The sequence below is a fragment of the Haematobacter massiliensis genome (assembly GCF_000740795.1).
Lineage (GTDB): Bacteria > Pseudomonadota > Alphaproteobacteria > Rhodobacterales > Rhodobacteraceae > Haematobacter > Haematobacter massiliensis.
On record NZ_JGYG01000003.1, the window covers coordinates 240,901 to 263,856 of the forward strand.

The window sequence follows — 22,956 nt, forward strand, 5'->3', positions numbered from 1 at the left end:
AGCCCGCCGTGCCCAGGGAAATCAAATCTGATGCTCTGCGAAGCGATCGCTCAGGAAGTCGATGAAGGCGCGCACCTTGGGCTGGGTGAATCTGCCGGGGGGGTAGACGGCATGTACGCCCACGGTCTCCATCGGCAGGCTGGGAATGGCTTCCTCCACCAACCCCGCCTTCATCGCCTCCGCATAGAGAAATCGGGGCAGATAGGCGATGCCGAGGCCGGAGATAGCCGCATTCAGCAGCGACTGGCCGTCATTGACGGTGAGCCACCCTGTCGTCCGCACCGCACGGCGCTCGCCCGAGGCCGTTATGATGCGCCAGACATTGGCGCTGGCTTCGTTAGAGTAATGCAGCAGCCGATGATCGCTCAGATCCTCCACCCGCTTCGGCCGGCCGAACTGCTCGAAATAGGCGGGCGAGCCGACCATCCTCCGCGTGGTGTTCAGCAGGCGCCGCGCACGGAGCGAACTGTCCTCCAGCTCTCCCATGCGGATCGCCAGGTCGAAGCCCTCCGAGATCAACTCCACATAGCGGTTGGAGAGCGACATGTTCACCGTCACCTCAGGGCAGTCCCGCAGGAAATCCGCGAGGATCGGTGACAGCAGGCTGACACCGAAATCGGTATCGACGGAGACCCGCAACACCCCTGAAGGCGCCGTCTGCATGGAGGTGACCAGCGCATCCGCCTCTCCGGCATCGTTCAGCACGCGGCGGGCGCGGTCGTAATAGGCCAACCCGATCTCCGTCGGGCTGACGCGCCGGGTCGTGCGGTTGAGAAGGCGCGCCCCAAGCCGCGCTTCAAGGGAGGACACATGTTTCGACACGGCCGATTTGGAGATGCCCATCTTGCGCGCCGCATCCGTGAATCCGCCCTGATCCACGACCGTAGCGAAGGCCTCCATCTCTGTCAGTCGATCCATTCCAATACTCCAAAACTAATCCCGGACAACGGCCACCACAAGCTATCTCACTGATAAGCAAGAACAATGATGGGCTTGAAAAAACGTTCGTGATGGGGGAGGCCGTGCAATTAAAAGAAGAAATAACACACAATCTATCACCTTAAAAGTGTTCTCGCGCTTGATTTCGATTCGGAAACGAATCACGTGAAAGGGCCGCGCCCCTAGCTTATTCCGAAACAGCGAGGAAGGCTTCCCAATCCTGACCGGCGATTCCTTGCCGATCGCTGATTCACGTCCCTGCTGCACCTCCTTCAGAAGAAAAGCCGTCCACATGACCAAAATTTCAGCTTGTCCAAACCCTACCGGCATCTCAAGGCTGTAGGCGAGCGCATCCTGTGATCCTGACGGGCATGCCAGAAGCGGTGCCCGATGTCCTATGCCCCCCTCGCCACATATGTTGCGCCGGCACGGCGACGATCTGCCCTGTGGCGGACGGCGCTTGGCCTGTTGCTGATCTTTGGGGTCTATGCCGCGATTCTCGCGGCCGTTGCGGCATTGCTTTTCCGTCTGGCCGGACAAGGCCGCTTCCAGCCGCTCGCCACCGATATCGCACTGGGCGAGACACCCTGGGGCATGATCGCACTCCTGTGGTCCTTCGCGGCGCTCGCCATCGGCCCCATGATCGCGGTTCGCCTGTTGCATGGACGGAGTATCCGCACCCTGTTCGGACGGGGGAGCACGGTTCTGCGCGACTTCGTAAAGGCCGCGGCGACGCTCATGGTGATCTATATCCTTGGCATCGCTCTCAGCAGCCTCTTGCCGGGGGCGGAAGGAACGCTGCCCGGCCTCGATCTGCGTCGCTGGCTGAGCTTCCTGCCCCTCGCGCTGATCGGGATCGGGATCCAGACGCTGGCGGAGGAATTGGTCTTCCGCGGCTATCTTCTCCAACAGCTCGCCGCACGCTTCCGCTCACCGCTGATCTACCTGCTCCTGCCCAGTATCCTCTTTGCACTGTTGCACTACGAGCCGGGGGTGATGGGGCCGAATGCAATCTATGTTGTCGCCGCCACGGGGCTTTTCGGGTTGGTGGCCGCCGATCTGACAGCGCGGACCGGGTCCATCGGCGCGGCTTGGGGGCTGCATTTCGCCAACAACGCTGCGGCACTGCTCTTCGTCTCCTCGGGCGGAGTGCTGCAGGGTCTGGCGCTTCGCATCTCCACGGTCGCGCCGGAGACGGAGGGCTTCGTCTCGATGATCGTCATCGACGTGGTGATGCTGGCGGTCGTCTGGGGGCTGTGCCGCCTTGTGCTGCGGCGCTGATTGCATTTCGGGCCCGCGCGGCTTATCTCAGTCGCGACCGAAAGAGGGCCCTCTGCGCGCATGAACTGGATTTCCAACTACGTCCGCCCGAAGATCAACTCGCTCTTCTCCCGTCGGGAAGTGCCTGAGAACCTGTGGACGAAGTGCCCCGAATGCGGAACGATGATCTTCCACCGCGAGTTGACGGACAACCTGAACGTCTGCCCCAACTGCGGCCATCACATGCAGATCAGCCCGCGCGACCGCTTCCGGGCACTTTTCGATGGCGGGATCTTCACGGAGGTGAAAGTCCCGGAGCCGATCGTCGATCCGCTCCACTTCCGTGACCAGAAGAAATATCCCGACCGCCTCAAGGCCGCTCAGAAATCCACCGGTGAGAAGGAGGCGATGCTCGTCGCCGAGGGCGAGATGGGCCGCACTCCGATCGTTGCCGCCGCGCAGGATTTCTCCTTCATGGCCGGGTCGATGGGCATGTATGTCGGGAATGCCATCATCGCCGCGGCAGAACGCGCCGTGGAACTCGGGCGGCCGCTTGTGCTGTTTTCCGCGGCGGGCGGGGCGCGCATGCAGGAGGGGATCCTCTCCCTGATGCAGATGCCACGCACGACAGTCGCCGTGGAAATGGTCAAGGAAGCGGGTCTTCCCTACATCGTCGTTCTTACCCATCCGACCACCGGCGGCGTGACGGCGAGCTATGCCATGCTGGGCGATGTTCAGATCGCGGAGCCGAATGCGCTCATCTGTTTTGCAGGCCCGCGCGTGATCGAGCAGACGATTCGCGAAAAACTGCCCGAGGGTTTCCAGCGGGCAGAGTATCTGCTGGATCACGGCATGCTGGACCGCGTTACGCCCCGCAAGGATCTCAAGGATGAGCTCACCGCGATCATACGCCTCCTGATGAGCCAGCCGCAGGCCGTGAAAGCAGAGCTTCCCGCCCCTGCCGCAGACGCGGAAATCGAGCCTCTTCATGCCACGGGCACAACTTCGTGAACGGCACGCCCCCCGGCAACAGGCCTGAGGAGGGCAAGGCCGATGGGCCGGTGAGCGACATATCCGTTCAGGACGCTTCCGGCAAAGGGCCGCACGCTCCGCAGACCGCTCCGGCGGGTGGGCTGCCTCAGGGGCAGGCACAGGACAGCACCGGGCAGAACGCGCCTGATGATGACAGTCACGGTATTTCGTCCGGCAGAACCGCGGGAAGCGATGTGATCCTTGATCGCATGATGCGGCTGCATCCCAAGGTGATTGATCTCACGCTCGACCGCATCCGGGAGCTGCTGGGCCGGCTTGGCCATCCCGAACGCGCCCTGCCGCCGGTTATCCATATCGCTGGAACCAACGGCAAAGGCTCCACGCAGGCGATGATTCGTGCGGGGCTGGAGGCGGAGGGGAAACGGGTCCATGCCTATACCTCCCCCCATCTCGTCCGGTTTCACGAGCGCATCCGGCTGGCCGGAGAGCTGATCGATGAGGGCGAGTTGATGCGCCTTCTGGACGAATGCGACCGGGTAAACGCCGGCGCGCCGATCACCTTCTTCGAAATTACCACGGCAGCGGCATTTCTCGCCTTCTCCCGTGTCCCGGCCGATTACCTGCTGCTGGAGGTGGGGCTGGGCGGGCGGTTCGATGCGACCAACGTGATCGACCGCCCTGCCCTTACCGTCATCACGCCCGTGTCTTTCGACCATGAGCAGTATCTGGGCGATACGCTCGGGCAGATCGCCTTTGAAAAGGCCGGAATCCTGAAACCCGGCGTCACCGGGATCATCGGGCCGCAACTTCCCGAAGCGCGCGAGGCGATCACGGCACGGGCGGATGCAATCGGCGCGCCGCTCCTGCTCTCCGGGCAGGATTGGCAGGTCTGGGAGGAGCGTGGACGCCTCGCCTATCTGGATCAGCGCGGGCTGCTTGATCTGCCGCTCCCAAATCTCGCCGGTCCGCATCAGGTCGAAAACGCAGGCGCAGCGCTGGCGGCGCTCCGCGCTCTGGGCATCGGCGAAGCGGGAACGGAGGCTGCTGTCACGCGTGCCGTCTGGCCGGCACGGATGCAGCACCTTCGCCGCGGCCCGCTCGTGGAAGCTGCGCCTGCGGCGGATATCTGGCTCGATGGCGGCCATAATCCCGCGGGCGGACAAGCACTGGCGGCGACACTCTCCCGGATGCCGGAACGGCGGACGCATCTCGTCTGCGGCATGCTGAACACGAAAGATATCGCCGGCTATCTCCTCCCGCTGACGGCGGTGGCGAAGGATCTGCGCGCAGTCAGCATTCCCAACGCGCCCGCGACGCTTCCCGCCGAGGAAACCGCTGCCGCCGCCCGGACGGTCGGTCTCACGGCACATGTTAGCGAAAACGTCCTGGCAGCCGTCGAAGAGATTGCCGCAGCCGATCCGGACTCGCGCATTCTGATCTGCGGCTCCCTTTATCTTGCCGGGGAAGTGCTCCGCGACAACGGCTGACAGTCGCTACTCCTCCAGAACCACTTCAAAGCGCGTGAGGTTGGTCCGGGCGCTACGCCGGTAATCCAGGTGCTCGGCCATCGCGCGGACGAGGAACCAGCCATAGCCCCCTTCCGGCGGTGGACCGCTTTCCGGCAGGGTTCCCTCGGGCAACTTGCCCCCTGGCATGACCCCGCCCCTGTCGCTCACGACGAAGCTGGCCCGGTCCGCGCCACAGCGCATGCGGATCGCGATCGGCCCCTCATCCCCTGCATAACCATGTTCGACGATATTGTTGAGGATTTCAGCCAGGGCGATTTCCGCCCTGACAAGACCTTCATCGGAAGTGCCGCGCAGACGGAGCACACCGATGATCCGGGTCAATGCGCCCCGGACCGCCATCGGATCGGCAGGAATGAGCAGACGCATTTGCGCCTGCTCGCCTGCCATGTTGTTCCTGTCGACGCGGCCCATCGCCGTCAGGAGGCGAGAGGCAACGGCCCCGCCTCGTCCAAGGGCGGGAGGATCCGGAATATCCTGTCCATCCGGGTGAGCGTCAGAACCTTGGCCACCATGGGGGTCACGCCCGCAAGCTCCAGCCTCCTCTCCGGCTGAAGAAGCTTCATCACCGCCACCAGCGCGCCAAGACCGGAACTGTCGAGAAATGCGACTTCAGCCATATCGAGAATCACGCGAGGCGCCGGTTCTGCGGTGAGGTGGCGCATCCGCTCCTTGAAGGCGATGGCGGAGGCCGCGTCGATGCGGCTTTCCTCCACCCGGATCAAAAGAAGCCCGTCTGTCAGTCTGGCGGAAAGCTGCATGTCAAAAACCCCTTAAAAACCGGCGAGTCGTACCCGCATATGGAAATGCTGGCAGCAAACCGTTACTTTTGAGTAAACTCGCCGCAGGTTGAGGAGGACAGAATGAGAGAAGTCGTGATCGCGGGCGCGGCCCGGACACCGATGGGCGGGTTTCAGGGCGCCTTTGCCGAACTTGACGCCCCCACGCTCGGGGGTGCGGCGATAGAGGCCGCACTGAAGGATGCGGGTATCTCTCCGGCCCGCGTTGAAGAGGTTTTGATGGGCAACGTCCTGTCCGCAGGTCAGGGGCAGGCTCCGGCACGGCAGGCTGGTTTCAAGGCGGGCCTGGGCGAAGACGTCCCGGCCACCACGCTGAACAAGATGTGCGGCTCCGGCATGAAGGCGCTAATGATCGCCGCCGATCAGGTGGCGCTTGGCCAGACGGGGCTTATGGTCGCGGGCGGGATGGAAAGCATGACCAATGCCCCCTACCTGCTGCCAAAGATGCGGGGCGGCGCGCGGATGGGGCATCAGCAGGTCATCGACCACATGTTCCTCGACGGGCTGGAGGATGCCTACGACAAGGGCCGGCTCATGGGCACCTTCGCCGAGGATTGCGCTGAAGCCTTTCAATTCACCCGCGAGGCTCAGGACGAATTCGCGCTCGGCTCGCTCGGCAATGCGCTGGAGGCCCAGAAATCCAACGCCTTTCGGCGGGAGATCGCGCCCGTCACCATCACGACCCGCAAGGGACAGGTCACGATCAGCGAGGATGAACAGCCCGGCAATGCGCGGCCCGAGAAGATCCCGACGCTGAAACCCGCTTTCCGCAAGGATGGCACCGTGACGGCTGCGAACTCCTCCTCCATCTCTGACGGTGCGGCGGCGCTGATCGTGGCCAGCAACGATGTAGCGGCGGCAGAGGGCCTGCCGATCCGGGCGCGGATCCTCGGCCATGCCTCGCACGCACAGGCGCCGGGCTGGTTCGCGACTGCCCCCGTTCCCGCCGCGAAGAAACTGCTCGAGCGGCTGGGCTGGTCGGTCGAGGATGTCGATCTGTGGGAGGTGAACGAAGCCTTTGCCGTTGTCCCCATGGCGTTCATGCAGGAAATGAACATCCCCCGCGACAAGGTGAACGTGAACGGCGGGGCCTGTGCGCTTGGCCACCCGATCGGCGCTTCGGGGGCACGGATCGTCGTCACGCTGCTGAACGCGCTGGAGACCCGCGGATTGAAGCGGGGCATCGCGGCGATCTGCATCGGCGGCGGCGAGGGCACGGCCATCGCCATCGAACGGCCCTGATGAACGGGCGCTGCCTCTGCGGACATGTCTCGTTCACCCTGCGGGAGACACCCGAGGGTGTGGTGATCTGCCGCTGCGCCGATTGTCGGCGGTGGTCGGGCAATGCCTGGGCCTCCGTCTCGGTGCGGCTGGAGGCGCTGGAGGTGCGGGGCGCGCCAGTCTGGTTTCGCTCCTCCGCCTATGCGCGCCGGGGGTTTTGCGGGGGCTGCGGCGCGTCGCTGTTCTGGCAGCCCGTGACCGAAGACACCGCAGGCGGCGAGAGAATCGCCGTCTCGGCGGGCGCGCTGGACCTGCCCACGGGAGTGTCGGTACTGCGGGAGGAAGGTGAGGCCGCCGACTTTCAGCAGGCCGGCCCCCTCCCCGCCGAACCGCGACAGCTGACTGGCCGCTGCCTCTGCGGCGGCGTCACCGGGCGGCTCGCGGGGCCAGCGGGCGCGGTGGAGGCCTGCCATTGCATCCAGTGCCGCCGGATGACGGGCCACCACAGCGCTTCCTTCGGGCCGGTGACGGATCTTGTGCTGAGCGGGCACACGCTTCGATGCCACGCCACCCAGACAGGCCACTGGAAATTCTGCGGTACCTGCGGCTCCTCCATCGGGTTCAGCCGGGGAGAGGAGACATGGCTGGATGCGGGCTTCATCGACCCTCCCACCGGCGGCAGGCTCACCGCGCATATCTTCACTGCCTTCAAGGGCGACTATTACCGGATCATGGACGGATTGCCGCAAGCGGCGGAGCGCTAGTAGGCGACCAGAAAGCATTCCGGTGGGTGCCCCGAAGTCGACATCGTCCTGCTTTCGCCGGAGATCGGCGCGAAAACCGCAGGTTTTGGCCGCTGTCCGGGCCGATTCCCGGCCTTTCGGCGCAAGCCCCGCCGATACCGGCTTTTCCTCGGCCTGCCAGACTTGGAACGGCGGTGCAGATGGCCTACATCCGCTCCGCCATGACAGATCATTATGCCCCTCCCGACACGCCCCTCAGTATCCTGCACCACGACCATGAGATCGTGGTGGTGGACAAGCCCTCGGGCCTGTTGTCCGTGCCCGGGAAGGGCGATCATCTGGCCGACTGCCTGATCGCCCGTCTGAAGGGGCCGTTCCCGGAGGTGCTGCTGGTGCATCGGCTGGACCGGGACACCTCCGGCGTCATGGTCTTTGCCCTTACCCCGCATGCGCAACGTCATCTCGGGCTGCAGTTCGAGAAGCGCATGACACGCAAGGTCTATCTCGCCCGTGTCGCCGGGCATGTGGAGCCGCGCCACGGCACGGTGAACCTGCCCCTCACCGTGGACTGGCCGAACCGCCCGCTCCAGAAGGTGGATTTCGAGACGGGCCGGGAAGCGGTGACCGATTGGCGCGTCGTCCGCCACGAAACCGGGCCGGAAGGGGGGTCCACGCGGATGCGCCTCATGCCGAAAACCGGGCGGAGCCACCAACTTCGCGTTCATATGCGGGAACTCGGCCATCCGATCCTTGGCGACAGCCTCTATGCGACGGGTGACGCCCTGAAGGCGCCCCGGCTGATGCTTCATGCCGAAAGCCTGCGCTTCCGTCACCCGGATGGCGGCAAGAGCCTGTCCTTCTCCGCCCCGGCGCCATTCTGAGACAGGCGTTCCGAAAGCGGAACAAGGCGAGGAAAGAGTTTGGCCGCGTCGCCATGCGACAGAATGCCGGACCTTTCCTTGCCGGCCCGCTGACACCGGGCGAGAAGCTGCCTATTCTCTTGGGCAACCGGCAAGCAGCCTGAAAGGATGGACCATGTCGCTTCGCATCAACGATATCGCCCCCGATTTCACCGCCCAATCCACGGAAGGCGAGATCCGCTTCCATGAGTGGATCGGCGATGACTATGCAATTCTCTTCTCCCATCCCAAGGATTTCACGCCAGTCTGCACCACGGAATTCGCCGCCGTGGCAAACCTTCAGGACGAATTCGCCAAACGCGGGGCCAAGGTGATCGGCGTTTCCGTCGACCCGCTGGACAGCCACCAGAAGTGGAAGGCCGACATCGCCCAGTACGGGGGCACGGAAGTGTCCTTTCCCCTGATCGCCGACCCGGATCTGACCGTGGCCAAGCTCTATGACATGATCCCGGCGGAAACGGTGCTGCCGGACGGGCGCACCCCTGCGCATACCGCCACCGTGCGCTCCACCTTCTTCATCGGGCCGGACAAGAAGATCCGCGCGGCGATCATCTATCCGATGACCGTGGGCCGGAACTTTCAGGAGGTGCTCCGGGTGCTCGACGCGCTCCGCCTGACGGACGGGGTGCCGCTGGCCACGCCGGCCGACTGGAAACAGGGGGACGACGTGATCGTGGCGCTGGCGCTCGACGATGCGCAGGCCAAGGAGAAATACGGCGAGCTGGACATCAAGCTCCCCTATATCCGCAAGGCCAAGCAGCCCGCCTGAGGACGCTAACCAAGCAGCCGGTCAAGCGCAGGGAGCGAGACCGGCTGGCTTGAGAGAGGGCCGCCGCGCGCGAAGCGCAGCCGCAGAGCATCCTCCGGCCGCAGGGCAAGACCGGCGGCCTGTCCCCGGCATCACGACTGCGTTTCCGTCATACGGTGGGAACGATATCCTTCGGATACAGCACGACCGGAGCACCCACGGGGACGAGGTTGTAAAGCTCCTCGATATGCTCGTTCATGAGCCGCACACACCCGTTGGAGACAGCCGTTCCGACCGTCCAGGGATCGGGTGTGCCGTGGATCCGCAGCATCGTATCACCGGCATTCGGCGCAAAGAGATAGAGCGCGCGCGCGCCCAGCGGGTTCTTCGGCCCCCCCGGCATCGGCTCCTCCGCCCATTTGGAATAGGCCGCAGGATTACGCTCCACCATTTCTGCGGTGGGCTTCCAACTGGGCCATTCCTTCTTGGCGCCGATCCAGAAATTGCCGGATTCGTAAAGATCGCCTTTGCCGATGCCGACCTTGTAGCGCCGCGCGCTCTGCCCGCCAAAAGTCAGGTAGAGAGCGAAATCGCTGGGAACGACATGCACCTGCCCCGCAGAATAGCTGTTGTTCAGCAAGACCATGTGAGGCGTCCAGTCGGCGGGCATCGTCCAGGCGGTCCGCGCCTCGGCCCGGCGTATCATCGACGCCGCCGAAACCGTTGCAAGAGCTGTGAAAATGAAGGCGCGGCGGGAAAATCTGGGCATGTCGAACTCCGTTCCATCTACCCTATCAAAAACACTATATAAATTCCGGTTCCCTGATCTCACATGAAAGTCACGCGGTCGGGAACAAAAAAACCCCGGCCGTTGCCAGCCGGGGCGATGAGAAGCGAGAATGCCTTATTCGGCGTTCTGCTTTTCCTTCTGTTCGGCGATTTCCTCACCGGTTTCCTGATCGACCATCTTCATGCCGAGCCGGACCTTGCCGCGATCGTCGAAGCCGAGAAGCTTGACCTTCACTTCCTGGCCTTCCTTCAGCACTTCGTTCGGATGGTTCAGACGCTTGTTGGCGATCTGGGAGACGTGGACCAGCCCGTCCCGCTTGCCGAAGAAGTTCACGAAGGCACCGAAATCGACAAGTTTCACGACCTTGCCGGTATAGACCTTGCCTTCTTCCGGCTCTGCCACGATCGACCAGATCATGTCATAGGCCCGCTTGATCGCGCCAGCGTCGCTGGATGCGATCTTGATCACGCCATCATCGTTGATGTCCACCTTCGCGCCCGAGGTCTCCACGATCTCGCGGATGACCTTGCCGCCCGAGCCGATCACTTCGCGGATCTTGTCGGTCGGGATGGTCAGCGTCTCGATCTTCGGCGCGTATTCGGAGAAGCCCTGCGGCGCGGAGAGCGCCTGGTTCATCTCGGCCAGGATATGAAGACGACCGTCCTTGGCCTGCGCCAGCGCCTGCTCCATGATCGCCGGCGTGATGCCCGCCACCTTGATGTCCATCTGGAGCGAGGTGATCCCGGCTTCGGTGCCCGCGACCTTGAAATCCATGTCGCCGAGGTGATCCTCGTCGCCCAGGATGTCGGTCAGCACCGCCCATTTGCCATCATCCTCAAGGATGAGGCCCATGGCGACACCGGCCACGGGGGCCTTCAGCGGCACGCCCGCATCCATCATGGAAAGCGAGCCGCCGCAGACGGAGGCCATGGAGGACGACCCGTTCGATTCGGTGATCTCGGAGACGACACGGATCGTGTAGGGGAAGTCCGTCGGCGCGGGCAGGACAGCCTGAAGGGCGCGCCAGGCAAGTTTCCCGTGACCGACCTCACGACGACCCGGCGAACCCACGCGGCCCACTTCGCCGACCGAATAGGGCGGGAAGTTGTAGTGCAGCAGGAAGTTCGACCGCGAATTGCCGGTCAGCGCGTCGATGATCTGCTCATCCTCGCCGGTGCCGAGCGTGGTCACGACCAGCGCCTGCGTCTCCCCGCGGGTGAAGAGCGCGGAGCCGTGGGTGCGCGGCAGGATGCCGACTTCGGAAACGATCGGACGAACGGTCTTGTTGTCACGCCCGTCGATCCGCGGCCCGCCGGAGATGATGTCGCCGCGCAGGATGGAGGACTCGAGCTTCTTGAAGGAGGAGCCGAGGTTCGGATCAGCCAGCTCATCCACCGAGAGCGCGGCTTCAACAGCCTCACGCGCGGCTTCGATGGCGGACTGGCGCTGCTGCTTGTCCTTGATGGCGAAGGCAGCCCGCATCTTGGCCTCGCCCGCCTTCTTCACCTTGGCATAGAGCGCGGAGTAATCGGCGGGTTTGAAGTCGAAGGGCTCTTTCGCGGCGTCTTCGGCAAGGTCGATGATCAGGTCGATCACCGGCTGCATCGCCTCATGGCCGAACTTCACCGCGCCCAGCATCTCTTCCTCGGTCAGCTCATAGGCCTCCGATTCGACCATCATCACGGCGTTCTTGGTGCCGGCGACGACGAGGTCGAGACGCTGCTCCGGGTTCGCGCGGAGCTTCTGCATATCCTCCACGGGCGGGTTCAGACGGTATTCGCCGTTGGAGAAGCCGACGCGCGCGGCGCCGATCGGCCCCATGAAGGGCACGCCGGAAATCGTGAGCGCAGCAGAGGCCGCGATCATCGCCACGATATCGGGATCGTTCACGAGGTCATGCGACAGCACGGTGGCCATCACCAGAACCTCGTTCTTGAAGCCCGGCACGAAGAGCGGGCGCGTCGGACGGTCGATCAGGCGGGAGACGAGCGTCTCCTTCTCCGAAGGACGCGCCTCGCGCTTGAAGAACCCGCCCGGGATCTTGCCCGCGGCGTAGTACTTTTCCTGATAGTGCACGGTGAGCGGGAAGAAGTCCTGACCGGGTTTCGGCTGCTTGGCGAAGGTCACGTTGGCCATGACGCTCGTCTCGCCCAGCGTGGCGATCACGGAACCATCCGCCTGGCGGGCGACGTGGCCCGTCTCGAGGGTCAGCGTATCGCCGCCCCATTCGATGGATTTCCTGGTAATATTGAACATGTCGTATCCTTTTCGCCGGAGGACCCTCCCCCGGCCGTTACGCGTACGGGCCGCATGCCCGTGATCCCTGACGATCATTTCTCCGGCCTGTCCCGCGGGATCTGACGGGGAGGTTTCGGCCTTCAGGCGGCTACGCACAGGCGCGTGCCGGGTTTGGGCGGGCGCGGTCATCCTGCGCCCCTGCCCGGATATATAGCGGTTGCGCCCCGCGGACGAAGCGCAACCGGAAAGGTCAGCGACGCAGGCCGAGACGCTCGATGAGCGACTGATAGCGGGCCTCGTCCTTGCCCTTGAGATAGTCGAGCAGCTTGCGGCGCTGCGCAACGAGTTTCAGAAGCCCACGGCGGGAGTGGTTATCCTTCTTGTGGGTCTTGAAATGCTCGGTGAGCGTCGCGATGCGCGAGGAAAGGATCGCAACCTGCACTTCGGGCGAACCGGTGTCGCCTTCCTTGGTTGCGAATTCCTTGACGACGCGGTTCTTCTCTTCGACGGTGATCGACATCGGGGCCTCCTGTTCGGCTTGAGATAAGGGCACGAGCCGGGATGTCGTCCAGCAAGGCCCGTGGAGCATCCGCGCGGAGATACGAGGATCTCCCGGACGGATGCGCGCCTATACTGGAAAAACCCGATAAAGGAAAGCACAAATGGCGTCACCCCGACCCGCCGAAAGGCTTTCCAGACGCCTCCGCAGCCGCTAAACGGGCGGGCGAAGGAGAGCCTCCATGAGCCTAAACACGTTCGGCCACGTCTTTCGCGTCACCACCTGGGGGGAGAGTCACGGGCCGGCGCTCGGCGCGACGGTGGATGGTTGCCCTCCCGGCATACCGATCGACCTGACGCGTGTTCAGGCATGGATGGACAGGCGCAAGCCAGGTCAGAGCCGTTTCACCACCCAGCGCCGAGAAGCCGATGAGGTCGAAATCCTCTCCGGCACCTTCGAGGGCGTCACCACGGGCACACCGATCCAGCTCATGATCCGCAACACCGACCAGCGGTCGAAGGACTATGGCGAGATCGCCAATGCCTTCCGTCCCGGCCATGCGGACATCACCTACTGGCAGAAATACGGCATCCGCGACTATCGCGGGGGCGGACGTTCCTCGGCGCGGGAAACCGCCGCCAGGGTCGCCGCGGGCGGTATCGCAAGGGAGGTGCTCGCGCGGCTCGTCCCCGAGTTGCGGATCACCGGCTATCTCGTGCAGCTCGGCGCGGATGCCATCGACCGCGACAGGTTCGACGCTCTCGAAATCGAACGGAACCCGTTCTGGTCGCCGGATGCGGCGGCGGCGGAACGCTGGGCGGCCTCGCTCGACGCGCTGCGCAAGGCGGGCAATTCCGTCGGTGCGGTGATCGAGGTGGTGGCCGAAGGCGTACCCCCCGGTCTTGGCGCGCCGATCTACGGCAAGCTGGACAGCGACCTCGCCGCCGCGATGATGTCGATCAACGCGGTGAAAGGGGTGGAAATCGGCGACGGATTCGCGGCGGCCGCCCTGACCGGGGTGGAAAATGCCGATGAGCTGCGCATGGGTAATCAGGGCCCCTACTTCACGTCAAACCACGCGGGCGGGATTCTGGGCGGCATCTCCAGCGGTCAGCCGGTAGTGGTGCGCTTCGCCGTGAAGCCCACGTCATCCATCCTGACCTCGCGACGGACGGTGACGAAGGACGGCTCGGAAGCGGAACTGGTCACCAAGGGCCGCCACGATCCTTCCGTCGGTATCCGCGCCGTGCCGGTGGGCGAGGCGATGATGGCCTGTGTCCTGCTTGACCACCTGCTGCTCGACCGCGCCCAGACCGGCGGCGCGCGCGGGGAGATTGGCTGATCTGCGGGCCCTCCACGGCGGGGGGCAGGATGCCAAGGCCCGCCGTAAACGCCACGGATGTAAAAAGCCACCCGGCAGACGAGCTGCCCCGCTGCGGTGCGTGCGCTTACTGGCTCTCTGCCAGAACCGGGCGGGTGCGGATCTGCTTGGAGAGCTGCACCGCGAGAATCCCTGCCATGATGATCAGCACGCCGATCAGGTCGGCGCCATGCACCGGCTCGCCCAGCAGGACGGCAGCGACGGCCACGCCGAAGAACGGGTTGAGGAAGTGGAAGGTCGCCGCCTTGACCGCGCCGATCCGCAGCACCAGCCGGAACCAGAGCCATGTCGCAAACAGGCCCGGGACGAAAACCATATAGAGAAAGGCCGCCAGCACCCGCGGGCTGCCGTCCAGATGGAACGGCTCTGTCAGGAGGGCGATCGGCAGCAGCACCGCAGCTCCGACCAGCATCTGCAACCCCACCACCATCAGGAGGTTGCCGCTCCCCGACGTTCCCCTCACCGCCAGCGTCGCGGCGGTGAGCGCGAGTGCACCGAGGCAGAGCAGAAACAGCCCCCATGGGTCCACCCCGCCGCTGATCCGCCCCGCCATGATGAGCGCGACGCCGACCATACCTGCGACCAGTCCCGCGATGCCCAAAGGGCGCGGACGCTCGCCAAGGATGAGCCAGCCGAACAGCGCCACCAGCAGCGGCATGGTGGAGCCGACGATGGCAGCGAGCGAAGCCTCCACAGTCTGCATGCCCACAAAGTTCAGCCCGAGGTAGAGCGCGTTCTGGCACACGCCGAACACGATCACCGAAATCCATTGCGCACGCGTCAGCCGCGCCGTCTGACCGAGGGAGACAGCAAGCAGGATCCCGCATATCCCCGCCAGCAGAAAGCGCCCTGACAGCGCGTAGAGCGGCGGAACGGCCGTAACGACGATCCGGGCTGCAGTGAAGGCCGACGACCAGATGACGGCGAAGGTCAGCCCCATCAGGAGCGCGCGGACATCCATATTCCCCCCCCGGAAATGGAAAGGGCCGCTCCTTGCGGGCGGCCCTTCGATATTCGGCTCAGGCGTTGATGCTGTCTTTGAGAGCCTTGGCAACGGTGATCTTCACCACCTTGTCCGCCGGCTTGGTGATCTGCTCGCCGGTGGCAGGGTTGCGCACCTGACGCTCGGGGCGGGTCCGGCAGACGATCTTGCCAAGGCCCGGAAGCGTCACGGCACCGCCGGCCACCACTTCCTTGGTCACCACGGACGCGATTGCGTCGAGCGCAGCCGTCGCCGTCTTCTTGTCCGAGCCCATCTCTTCGGCCAGGGCGGCGACCAGTTGGGTCTTGGTCAGCGCTTTCGACATCAGAACACTCCTCGTATAGTCCCGCTTGTGTTGTTATCGGCCCGTCATTTTAAGGGCATGTCGCTTGCTACACAGGTTTTCATCGCGCATTTCAAGCCGTTTCGCGTGGGGTAAGGCGGAAATCGGCCTTTAAAGAAAGGCTGTCTCCTCAAAGGAACGCAACTTGCGGCTGTGCATGCGCTCCAGCGGCGTCTCCCGCAGCAGTTCCATGGCCCTGACGCCGATCTTCAGATGCCGGGAGACCTGCGTGCGGTAAAAGGCGCTGGCCATGCCGGGAAGCTTCAGCTCCCCATGGAGCGGTTTGTCCGACACGCAGAGCAATGTCCCGTAAGGCACGCGGAAGCGGAAACCGTTGGCGGCGATGGTCGCGCTCTCCATATCCAGCGCCACGGCGCGGCTCTGGCTCAGCCGCTGGACGGGGCCGGACTGGTCGCGCAGTTCCCAGTTGCGGTTGTCGATCGTGGCCACGGTGCCGGTGCGCATGATGCGTTTCAGCTCATAGCCCTCCAGCTCGGTCACCTCCTCCACCGCATCCTCCAGCGCCACCTGAATCTCCGCAAGCGCGGGGATCGGCACCCAGACGGGCAGGTCGTCGTCCAGAACGTGATCCTCGCGCAGATAGCCGTGTGCGAGCACGAAATCCCCGAGCGACTGGCTGGATCGCAGCCCCGCGCAGTGTCCGACCATCAGCCAGGCGTGCGGGCGCAGCACGGCGATATGGTCGGTGGCTGTCTTGGCATTGGACGGCCCGACACCGATGTTCACCAGCGTGATCCCCGCAGCCCCCGGTCGCTTCAGATGGTAGGAAGGCATCTGCGGCATCTTCCCCAGCTGCGGCAGCGGATCGCCGGCGCCGGTGATCTCCACCCCGCCGGGACCGACGAAGGAGGTATAGCCGCTCACCGGATCGGCGAGGCAGGCCCGGGCATAGGCCTCGAACTCCTCTACATAGAACTGGTAGTTGGTGAACAGGACGAAGTTCTGGAAATGCTCCGCCGCCGTGGCGGTATAGTGCTGCAACCGGGCCAGCGAGTAATCCACCCGCTGCGCCGTGAAGGGCGCCAGCGCACGCGAGCCATCCTCATGCCGGATGTCGTAGCCGTTCACGATGTCGTCGTTCATGGTGTTGAGGTTCGGCACATCGAAGATGTCGCGCAGCGGAAAGTCCAGCGCGGCCTCCTGCGGGACGGTGAACCCCTCGCTCGACATGGCGAAATGCAGCGGGATCGGCGTGACCGACGGACCCACGGCCACCGGCACGCCGTGGTTCTGCATGACGAGACCGATCTGCTGGGTCAGGTAGGCCTCGAACAGGTCGGGACGGGTCACGGTCGTCGAATACTCCCCCGGCTCGGCCACGTAGCCAAAGGACAGACGGCTGTCGATCTTGCCGTAGCTTGTCGTCGTGATGCGGATTTCCGGGTAGAAGGCGCGGTACCGGGCGCGGATCGAGCCACCATTCAGCGTCTCTCCGAAGCGGTCGCGAAGGAAGGCTGTCGCCTCGTCATACAGCTCCCGCACGAAAGCCACCGCGGCGGCGGGATCGTCGAAAAGCTGCGGCTCACGCAAGGGGGGGGTGCGGATCGGCAGGTTGTTCTTGGGCAGGGACGCGAGGTTCACGTGAAAAGCTCCGTCAACTCGAAGGTCGTGACATCGACGAGCCCGAGATCCGAGATGCGGATCTCCGGGATCACCACGAGCGCCAGAAGCGAATGCTGCATATAGGCGTTGTTCAACCGGCAACCGCAGTCCGCCATGGCGCGCACCATGCGCTCCGCTGCCGCGGCCACCTCTTCTGCGGGCCGGTCGCTCATCAACCCCGCGATCGGGAGCGGCACGGAGGCGATCTCCGCACCGTCCTTCCACACGGTGATGCCGCCGCCGATCTCCCCCAGCCGGTTCGCGGCGCTGGCCATCATGTCGCGGTCGGTGCCTACGACGATCATGTGGTGGCTGTCATGCGCGACGGTGGAGGCGATCGCCATCCGCCCCGAGTAGCCGAAGCCGGAGACGAAGCCGTTCACAACGCCGCCGGTGCCCCGATGCCGCTCGACCAGCGCGATCTGCGCCACATCGCGAGCCTCGTCCGGCTCCACGCGACCATCCGTGACGGCAAGGTCTATCGTCAGCGCCTTGGTCGGAGCCTGGTTCTCCACCACGCCGATGACGCGGGCGGTAACGGTATTCGCCCCCTCCGGCGCGGCGATCAGGAAGTCGTCCCCTTGCAGCACCTTGCCCAGATGCACCGTCTGCCGCGCGGCCTCCGGCCAGTCGAGATGCGGGCAGGCCACCTTCAGCTCGCCATCCTCCGCCACCGTCACCCCCCGCGCGATCACCCGCTCGATGGGCAGCATCATCAGGTCGGAGGTCAGGATCAGATCCGCCCGCCGCCCCGGCGCGATGGACCCCAGTTCCCGCTCCAGCCCGAAATGCGTGGCGGTGTTGATCGTCGCCATCTGCAGCGCCACCAGCGGATCGCAACCGCAGGAGATGGCATGGCGCAGCACACGGTTCATGTGCCCCTCGTTCACCAGCGTGCCGGAATGGCAGTCGTCGGTGCAGAGAATGAAGCTCCGCGGATCGAGGCCACGTTCGGTGACGGCCTTGATCTGCGTCTCCACATCATACCATGCGGAGCCAAGGCGCATCATGATCCGCATGCCCTGCCGTGTGCGGGCGATGGCATCGTCAACCCGCGTGCCTTCATGGTCGTCCGCCGGGCCGCCGGCGGCATAGGCGTGGAAGGCCGGGCCGAGGTCGGGAGAGGCATAGTGTCCGCCAACCGTCTTGCCCGCGCGTTGCGTGGCCGCGATCTCCGCCAGCATCTGCGGATCACCGTTCACCACGCCGGGGAAGTTCATCATCTCGCCCAGCCCGATAATGCCGGGCCAGGTCATCGCCTCCGCCACGTCATCGGCGCTGATGGCGAAGCCCGTAGTTTCCAGTCCAAGTGCAGAAGGCGCGCAGGAGGGCATCTGGGTGAAGATGTTGACAGGCTGCATCAGCGCCTCGTCATGCATCATCCGCACGCCTTCCAGCCCAAGCACGTTCGCGATCTCATGCGGGTCGGTGAACATGGTCGTCGTGCCGTGCGGGATGACGGCAGCGGCGAATTCAGCCGGGATCAACATGCCGCTTTCGATATGCATGTGTCCGTCGCAGAGACCGGGGATCAGGTAACGCCCTTCGGCGTCGATCACCTCGGTGTCCGGGCCGATGCAGTGCGAGGCGTCCGGCCCCACATAGGCAAAGCGTCCGGCGGCGATGGCGACCTGCCAGCCGTCCAGCACCTCACGTGTGTGGACCGAGACGACCTTGCCGCCGGTGATGACCAGATCGGCCGGCGCGCGTCCCGCGGCGACGGCGACCAGAAGGGGGGCCGTATCGGCCCAGCTCTGAAGGGGAGAGACTTTGCGTTCCATGCCCGAGATTTTCACCCTGCGGCGTTGCGTTCAAGTGATATTGCGATGACAGTTGCCCCATGACCATGCCTCTCCCCGCCGAATCCCGCACTCCCACTCTCCTGTCGCTCGGCCACGGCTACACGGCCGGCTTTCTGGAGCGGCGTCTGCCGGACTGGCGCATCATCGGAACCACGCGGGACGCGGCAAGGGCCGAGGCTTTCGCAGCCCGGGGAGTGGAGCCGCTCCTTATGCCTGCCGATCTCCGCCCCGCGCTGGAGGCGGCGACGCATCTGCTCATCTCCGCCGCGCCCGGGATGGAGGGGGATCCGTTTCTGACGCTGGCGGGGGAGGCGATCGGCAAGGCCGCCCCGAAACTCGCCTGGGTCGGGTATCTTTCCTCCACCGGGGTCTATGGCGATCACGGCGGTGGATGGGTGGACGAGACAACCCCGCCCCGCGCCACGGAGGGCCACCGCGACCGCAGGCTGATGGCGGAGCAGGCATGGCAGGCACTCGCGGCGCAGACGGGCCTGCCACTCCACATCTTCAGGCTTGCCGGGATCTACGGCCCGGGGCGCGGCCCGTTCGAGAAGCTCCGTGCGGGCACCGCGCATCGTATCGTGAAGGAGGGACAGGTCTTCTGCCGCATCCATGTGGAGGATGCGGCCGAGGTGCTGGCCGCCTCCATCGCGCGGCCCGATCCGGGTGCGATCTACAATGTCTGCGACGATCTGCCTGCCCCGCCGCAGGATGTCGTGGAGGCCGCCGCCCGGATGGCGGGCCTGCCCGCGCCCCCCGCCGTCCCCTTCGAGGAGGCGGAGATGACGCCGATGGCGCGCGCCTTCTACCGCGACAATCGCCGGGTCAGGAACGACAGGATCAAGCGCGATCTGGCTGTCACGCTCCGCTATCCGACCTATCGGGAGGGGCTGGCCTCGCTCCTGTCGCCGTCACTCGCAGGGCTGGACTGAACAGGCGACCCCGGAACGGCGCTCGGACCGGCGGGCATCCCAGACGGTCACGCCCAGCAGCAGAAGGCCACCCAGCGCCAGCGCGCCGCCAACGAAGCCCGATGCCGGAAAGCCGTAGCCCGCCGTCAGCACCATCGCGGCCAGCCATGGCCCCAGAGCATTCGCAGCGTTGAAAGCGGAGTGGTTCAGCGCCGCCGCCAATGTCTGGGCATCGCCCGCGACATCCATCAGCCGGGTCTGCAAGACCAGCCCGAGCGACCCGCCCGCCCCGATCAGGAAGACGCAGGGCGCGATGGTCCAGAGGCTGTGCACGCTGAACGGATAGAGAAACAGCATGGCTGCGGAGAAGATCAGGATACCCGCCGCCGTCGCCATCAGCCCACGGTCGGCGATCCGCCCGACGATGAGCGTCCCCGCGGTCATCCCGAGGCCGAAGACCATGAACACGATCGGCACCGCCCATTCCGGGGCCATCGTCACCGTCAGCAGGGTGGACGCCACGTAGGTATAGACCGCAAACAGCCCGCCGAAGCCCACCGCTCCCGTCAGCAGCGTCAGCCAGACCTGCCGGTTGCCAAGCGCCGACAGCTCCCGGAGCGGGTTTGCCGCCGGATCGGCAGGAGGATCGGGGGCGAGCCGCAGGATCAGCCCGAAGGTCAGGAGCGCCAGCACCCCCACCACACCGAAGCCCCAGCGCCAGCCGATTGTCTGGCCCATCACATTGGCCATCGGCACGCCCAGCACGGTAGCGATGGTCAGGCCGATCATCAGCATGGACACGGCCCATGTCCGCCGGTTCGGCGGCACGAGGGAGGCGGCCATCAGGCTCGCCACGCCGAAATAGGCCCCATGCGGCAGCCCCGCCAGGAAGCGGAACAGCAGCATCACCGGATAGCTGGGAGACAGCGCCGCCGCCACATTGGCGATCCCGAAAACCGCCATGAGGATGAGGAGGAGGCGCTTGCGCGGCATCCGCGCGCCCAGCACGGCCAGTACCGGCGCGCCCACGACGACGCCCAGTGCATAGGCGGAAATCACATGGCTCGCCGTCGCCGCGTCAATGCCGAGCGCCGGGGAGAAGTACGGAACCAGCGACATCGCCGCGAATTCGGTGGTACCGATGGCAAACCCGCCCATCGCCAGAGCGAAGAGCACAAGCCGTACCGGCGCCTGAGCGATGGTGAGTGAATCGGTCATGTCGGGATCCCGCGATTGCTGAGGCGAGATGTCGCATAATGGGCCCGCCATTCAAGGGGGTCCGTCAGGTATTTCTGCATTGCAGCAAGCGAATGGCGGGATCAAGCCCGCCGTTCGATCCGCGCGACGCCCAAGACTTCCAGCACCTTCGCCTCAATCTCGGCGGCATTCATGCCCGCAACGGCGTACATGTCCTCCATGCTCGCCTGATCAATGAAGATGTCCGGCAGCACCATGGAGCGGAAGCGGAAGCCCTTGTCGAACACGCCTTCCTCCGCCAGAAGCTGCGCGACGTGGCTGCCGAAGCCGCCGACCGCGCCTTCTTCCAGAGTGATCATTGCCTCATGCTCGCGGGCAAGCCGCAGGATCAGCTCCCGGTCCAGTGGCTTTGCGAAGCGCGCATCGGCCACCGTGGGCCGCAGACCCCGCTGCGCCAGCGCCTCGGCGGCGGCGTTCACCTCCGCAAGCCGCGTGCCGAAGGAGAGGAGCGCCACACGGTTTCCCTCCGACACGATACGGCCCCGGCCGATCTCCAGCGGCTGGCCGCGCTCCGGCAGATCGACGCCGACCCCCTCGCCCCGCGGGTAACGGAAGGCGGACGGCCGGTCATCCAGCGCGGCGGCGGTCGCGACCATGTGGATCAGCTCCGCCTCATCCGCTGCGGCCATCACCACCATGCCGGGCAGATTGGCGAGAAAGGCGATGTCGAAGGAGCCGGCATGCGTCGCGCCATCCGCCCCGACCAGCCCCGCCCTGTCGATGGCGAAGCGGACTGGCAGGCGCTGAATGGCAACGTCATGCACCACCTGATCGTAGCCGCGCTGGAGAAAGGTCGAATAAAGCGCGCAGAACGGCTTCATCCCGCCCGCTGCCAGCCCGGCGGCGAAGGTCACCGCATGTTGCTCGGCGATCCCGACATCAAAACAGCGCTTCGGGAACCGTTCGGCGAAGAGGTTCAGCCCGGTGCCGTCCGGCATGGCGGCAGTGACCGCGACGATCTTGTCGTCCCGCTCCGCTTCCGACAGCAGCGCCTTGGCGAAAACGCTGGTATAGCTTGGCGCATTGCTCGGCGCTTTCGCCTGTTTCCCGGTGAGCACATCGAACTTCGCGGTGGCGTGGCCCTTGTCGAGTGCGGCCTCCGCGGGAGCGTAACCCTTGCCCTTGCGGGTGATCGCATGGATCAGCACCGGCCCCCGCGCCCGCGCCTTCGCGGTGCGCAGCACGGCCAGAAGCTGCTCCATATCGTGCCCATCGATCGGACCAATGTAGGAGAAACCCAGCTCCTCGAACAGCGTGCCGCCCACGGTCATGCCCTTCAGCATCTCCTTGGCGCGGCGCGCCCCTTCCTGCATCGGCGGCGGAAGGAAGCGCACGGCGCCGCGCGCCGCCGCCTTCAGTTCCTGAAACGGCTCACCCGCGTAAAGCCGGGCGAGATAGGAGGACAGCGCACCGACCGGCGGTGCGATGGACATGTCGTTGTCGTTCAGGATCACGAACAGCCGCTTGCCCAGATGGCCTGCGTTGTTCATGGCCTCGAAGGCCATGCCTGCGGACATGGAGCCGTCGCCGATGATGGCCACCGCATCGCCCACGCCCTCCGCCCCCAGATCGCGCGCCACGGCAAATCCAAGCGCGGCGGAGATGGAGGTGGAGGAATGCGCCGCTCCGAACGGATCGTAGGGGCTTTCCGACCGCTTGGTGAAGCCAGACAACCCGTTCTTCTGGCGAAGCGTACGGATCCGCTCCCGCCGCCCGGTGAGGATCTTGTGCGGATAGGACTGGTGGGAGACATCCCAGATGATCTTGTCACGCGGCGCATCGAATACCGCGTGAAGCGCGACAGTCAGTTCCACGACGCCCAGCCCCGCACCGAGATGCCCCCCGGTTTCCGACACGGCGGAAATGGTCTCGGCGCGCAACTCGTCCGCCACGGCGGACAACTCTCGGTCGGTCAGTCCTTTAAGGTCGGCGGGCAGCCGCACCCGGTCCAGATGCGGCGTCACGGGTTTCTGGCTCATC

The 22,956-nt window shown here is 65.2% G+C and carries 21 protein-coding genes; 9 read left to right on the forward strand and 12 right to left on the reverse strand.

Features of this window, described 5'->3' with window-relative positions; translation table 11 throughout:
- Positions 1–21 precede the first annotated feature (21 nt).
- Positions 22–918 carry a LysR family transcriptional regulator gene (locus tag CN97_RS06950; RefSeq protein ID WP_035709021.1) on the reverse strand — a complete coding sequence of 299 codons (897 nt, stop codon included), beginning with the start codon at positions 916–918 and terminating at the stop codon, positions 22–24.
- A 411-nt stretch (positions 919–1,329) separates the two neighbouring features.
- Between CN97_RS06950 and CN97_RS06955 the strand changes: the two genes are divergently transcribed.
- The 3 genes from CN97_RS06955 (at position 1,330) to CN97_RS06965 (ending at position 4,679) form a co-directional block, all read left to right on the forward strand.
- Positions 1,330–2,220 carry a CPBP family intramembrane glutamic endopeptidase gene (locus CN97_RS06955; RefSeq protein WP_035709024.1) on the forward strand — a complete coding sequence of 297 codons (891 nt, stop codon included), beginning with the start codon at positions 1,330–1,332 and terminating at the stop codon, positions 2,218–2,220.
- Positions 2,221–2,280: 60 nt separating this feature from the next.
- Positions 2,281–3,210, forward strand: a complete 930-nt coding sequence (gene accD / locus CN97_RS06960) for an acetyl-CoA carboxylase, carboxyltransferase subunit beta (RefSeq protein WP_035709025.1) — start codon at positions 2,281–2,283, stop codon at positions 3,208–3,210.
- A gap of 230 nt (positions 3,211–3,440) precedes the next feature.
- The gene (locus CN97_RS06965) at positions 3,441–4,679 is read left to right on the forward strand and encodes a bifunctional folylpolyglutamate synthase/dihydrofolate synthase (protein WP_051911062.1); all 1,239 of its coding nucleotides are present in this window, start codon (positions 3,441–3,443) and stop codon (positions 4,677–4,679) included.
- Positions 4,680–4,685: 6 nt separating this feature from the next.
- Here CN97_RS06965 and CN97_RS06970 read toward each other — a convergent pair whose 3' ends face one another.
- Together CN97_RS06970 and CN97_RS06975 are read right to left on the reverse strand one after the other, a co-directional pair.
- Positions 4,686–5,087: an ATP-binding protein gene (locus CN97_RS06970; protein ID WP_165496693.1), complete on the reverse strand. Its 402-nt coding sequence runs from the start codon at positions 5,085–5,087 to the stop codon at positions 4,686–4,688.
- Positions 5,088–5,137: 50 nt separating this feature from the next.
- Positions 5,138–5,479, reverse strand: coding sequence for an STAS domain-containing protein (locus CN97_RS06975; RefSeq protein WP_035709026.1), 342 nt, complete (start codon positions 5,477–5,479; stop codon positions 5,138–5,140).
- A 102-nt stretch (positions 5,480–5,581) separates the two neighbouring features.
- Here CN97_RS06975 and CN97_RS06980 point away from each other — a divergent pair, with 102 nt between their 5' ends.
- From CN97_RS06980 to CN97_RS06995, 4 genes are all read left to right on the forward strand, one after another.
- The gene (locus CN97_RS06980; protein ID WP_035709029.1) at positions 5,582–6,760 is read left to right on the forward strand and encodes a thiolase family protein; all 1,179 of its coding nucleotides are present in this window, start codon (positions 5,582–5,584) and stop codon (positions 6,758–6,760) included.
- Positions 6,760–7,503, forward strand: a complete 744-nt coding sequence (locus CN97_RS19800; protein WP_051911030.1) for a GFA family protein — start codon at positions 6,760–6,762, stop codon at positions 7,501–7,503. The genes CN97_RS06980 and CN97_RS19800 overlap by 1 nt, the downstream gene beginning before the upstream one ends.
- Positions 7,504–7,703: 200 nt before the next feature.
- A complete protein-coding gene (locus CN97_RS06990; protein ID WP_035709549.1) occupies positions 7,704–8,363 on the forward strand; it encodes a pseudouridine synthase in 660 nt (219 codons plus the stop codon).
- A gap of 154 nt (positions 8,364–8,517) precedes the next feature.
- Positions 8,518–9,171 carry a peroxiredoxin gene (locus CN97_RS06995; RefSeq protein ID WP_035709031.1) on the forward strand — a complete coding sequence of 218 codons (654 nt, stop codon included), beginning with the start codon at positions 8,518–8,520 and terminating at the stop codon, positions 9,169–9,171.
- A 148-nt stretch (positions 9,172–9,319) separates the two neighbouring features.
- Here the strand turns inward: CN97_RS06995 and CN97_RS07000 are convergent, their stop codons facing one another.
- From CN97_RS07000 to rpsO, 3 genes are all read right to left on the reverse strand, one after another.
- Positions 9,320–9,919, reverse strand: coding sequence for a L,D-transpeptidase (locus CN97_RS07000; RefSeq protein ID WP_035709033.1), 600 nt, complete (start codon positions 9,917–9,919; stop codon positions 9,320–9,322).
- 135 nt (positions 9,920–10,054) lie between these two features.
- Positions 10,055–12,196, reverse strand: a complete 2,142-nt coding sequence (gene pnp / locus CN97_RS07005) for a polyribonucleotide nucleotidyltransferase (protein ID WP_035709036.1) — start codon at positions 12,194–12,196, stop codon at positions 10,055–10,057.
- A gap of 232 nt (positions 12,197–12,428) precedes the next feature.
- Positions 12,429–12,698 (reverse strand): 30S ribosomal protein S15, encoded by a 270-nt coding sequence (gene rpsO / locus CN97_RS07010; RefSeq protein ID WP_035709039.1) that lies wholly within the window; start codon positions 12,696–12,698, stop codon positions 12,429–12,431.
- A gap of 220 nt (positions 12,699–12,918) precedes the next feature.
- Between rpsO and aroC the strand changes: the two genes are divergently transcribed.
- A complete protein-coding gene (aroC, locus tag CN97_RS07015) occupies positions 12,919–14,019 on the forward strand; it encodes a chorismate synthase (protein WP_035709042.1) in 1,101 nt (366 codons plus the stop codon).
- Between the two features lie 106 nt (positions 14,020–14,125).
- Here aroC and CN97_RS07020 read toward each other — a convergent pair whose 3' ends face one another.
- From CN97_RS07020 to ade, 4 genes are all read right to left on the reverse strand, one after another.
- The gene (locus CN97_RS07020) at positions 14,126–15,019 is read right to left on the reverse strand and encodes a DMT family transporter (RefSeq protein ID WP_035709045.1); all 894 of its coding nucleotides are present in this window, start codon (positions 15,017–15,019) and stop codon (positions 14,126–14,128) included.
- Positions 15,020–15,077: 58 nt separating this feature from the next.
- Entirely contained in the window at positions 15,078–15,365 is a 288-nt protein-coding gene (locus tag CN97_RS07025; protein ID WP_035709049.1) for an HU family DNA-binding protein, read from the reverse strand.
- 129 nt (positions 15,366–15,494) lie between these two features.
- Positions 15,495–16,955: an AMP nucleosidase gene (locus tag CN97_RS07030; RefSeq protein WP_084684046.1), complete on the reverse strand. Its 1,461-nt coding sequence runs from the start codon at positions 16,953–16,955 to the stop codon at positions 15,495–15,497.
- Between the two features lie 26 nt (positions 16,956–16,981).
- Complete coding sequence (ade, locus tag CN97_RS07035; RefSeq protein ID WP_035709051.1) at positions 16,982–18,787, reverse strand: adenine deaminase; 1,806 nt, start codon at positions 18,785–18,787, stop codon at positions 16,982–16,984.
- 59 nt (positions 18,788–18,846) lie between these two features.
- Between ade and CN97_RS07040 the strand changes: the two genes are divergently transcribed.
- A complete protein-coding gene (locus tag CN97_RS07040; RefSeq protein WP_242685189.1) occupies positions 18,847–19,740 on the forward strand; it encodes an SDR family oxidoreductase in 894 nt (297 codons plus the stop codon).
- Here the strand turns inward: CN97_RS07040 and CN97_RS07045 are convergent.
- Complete coding sequence (locus CN97_RS07045) at positions 19,720–20,937, reverse strand: MFS transporter (RefSeq protein WP_035709054.1); 1,218 nt, start codon at positions 20,935–20,937, stop codon at positions 19,720–19,722. The genes CN97_RS07040 and CN97_RS07045 overlap by 21 nt on opposite strands.
- A 101-nt stretch (positions 20,938–21,038) precedes the next feature.
- Positions 21,039–22,955, reverse strand: coding sequence for a 1-deoxy-D-xylulose-5-phosphate synthase (gene dxs, locus CN97_RS07050; protein ID WP_035709056.1), 1,917 nt, complete (start codon positions 22,953–22,955; stop codon positions 21,039–21,041).
- Between the last annotated feature and the right edge of the window lies 1 nt (position 22,956).

Coding starts and splice junctions, on each gene's coding strand:
- CN97_RS06995 (WP_035709031.1), top strand. CDS start 8,518: ATGTCGCTTCGCATCAACGATATCGCCCCCGATTTCACCGCCCAATCC.
- CN97_RS06980 (WP_035709029.1), top strand. CDS start 5,582: ATGAGAGAAGTCGTGATCGCGGGCGCGGCCCGGACACCGATGGGCGGG.
- CN97_RS06950 (WP_035709021.1), bottom strand. CDS start 918: ATGGATCGACTGACAGAGATGGAGGCCTTCGCTACGGTCGTGGATCAG.
- rpsO (WP_035709039.1), bottom strand. CDS start 12,698: ATGTCGATCACCGTCGAAGAGAAGAACCGCGTCGTCAAGGAATTCGCA.
- CN97_RS07045 (WP_035709054.1), bottom strand. CDS start 20,937: ATGACCGATTCACTCACCATCGCTCAGGCGCCGGTACGGCTTGTGCTC.
- CN97_RS06970 (WP_165496693.1), bottom strand. CDS start 5,087: ATGCGTCTGCTCATTCCTGCCGATCCGATGGCGGTCCGGGGCGCATTG.
- CN97_RS06990 (WP_035709549.1), top strand. CDS start 7,704: ATGACAGATCATTATGCCCCTCCCGACACGCCCCTCAGTATCCTGCAC.
- CN97_RS06975 (WP_035709026.1), bottom strand. CDS start 5,479: ATGCAGCTTTCCGCCAGACTGACAGACGGGCTTCTTTTGATCCGGGTG.
- CN97_RS06955 (WP_035709024.1), top strand. CDS start 1,330: ATGTCCTATGCCCCCCTCGCCACATATGTTGCGCCGGCACGGCGACGA.
- dxs (WP_035709056.1), bottom strand. CDS start 22,955: ATGAGCCAGAAACCCGTGACGCCGCATCTGGACCGGGTGCGGCTGCCC.
- CN97_RS07000 (WP_035709033.1), bottom strand. CDS start 9,919: ATGCCCAGATTTTCCCGCCGCGCCTTCATTTTCACAGCTCTTGCAACG.
- aroC (WP_035709042.1), top strand. CDS start 12,919: ATGAGCCTAAACACGTTCGGCCACGTCTTTCGCGTCACCACCTGGGGG.
- ade (WP_035709051.1), bottom strand. CDS start 18,787: ATGGAACGCAAAGTCTCTCCCCTTCAGAGCTGGGCCGATACGGCCCCC.
- CN97_RS07020 (WP_035709045.1), bottom strand. CDS start 15,019: ATGGATGTCCGCGCGCTCCTGATGGGGCTGACCTTCGCCGTCATCTGG.
- CN97_RS07025 (WP_035709049.1), bottom strand. CDS start 15,365: ATGTCGAAAGCGCTGACCAAGACCCAACTGGTCGCCGCCCTGGCCGAA.
- CN97_RS07040 (WP_242685189.1), top strand. CDS start 18,847: ATGACCATGCCTCTCCCCGCCGAATCCCGCACTCCCACTCTCCTGTCG.
- pnp (WP_035709036.1), bottom strand. CDS start 12,196: ATGTTCAATATTACCAGGAAATCCATCGAATGGGGCGGCGATACGCTG.
- CN97_RS19800 (WP_051911030.1), top strand. CDS start 6,760: ATGAACGGGCGCTGCCTCTGCGGACATGTCTCGTTCACCCTGCGGGAG.
- accD (WP_035709025.1), top strand. CDS start 2,281: ATGAACTGGATTTCCAACTACGTCCGCCCGAAGATCAACTCGCTCTTC.
- CN97_RS06965 (WP_051911062.1), top strand. CDS start 3,441: ATGATGCGGCTGCATCCCAAGGTGATTGATCTCACGCTCGACCGCATC.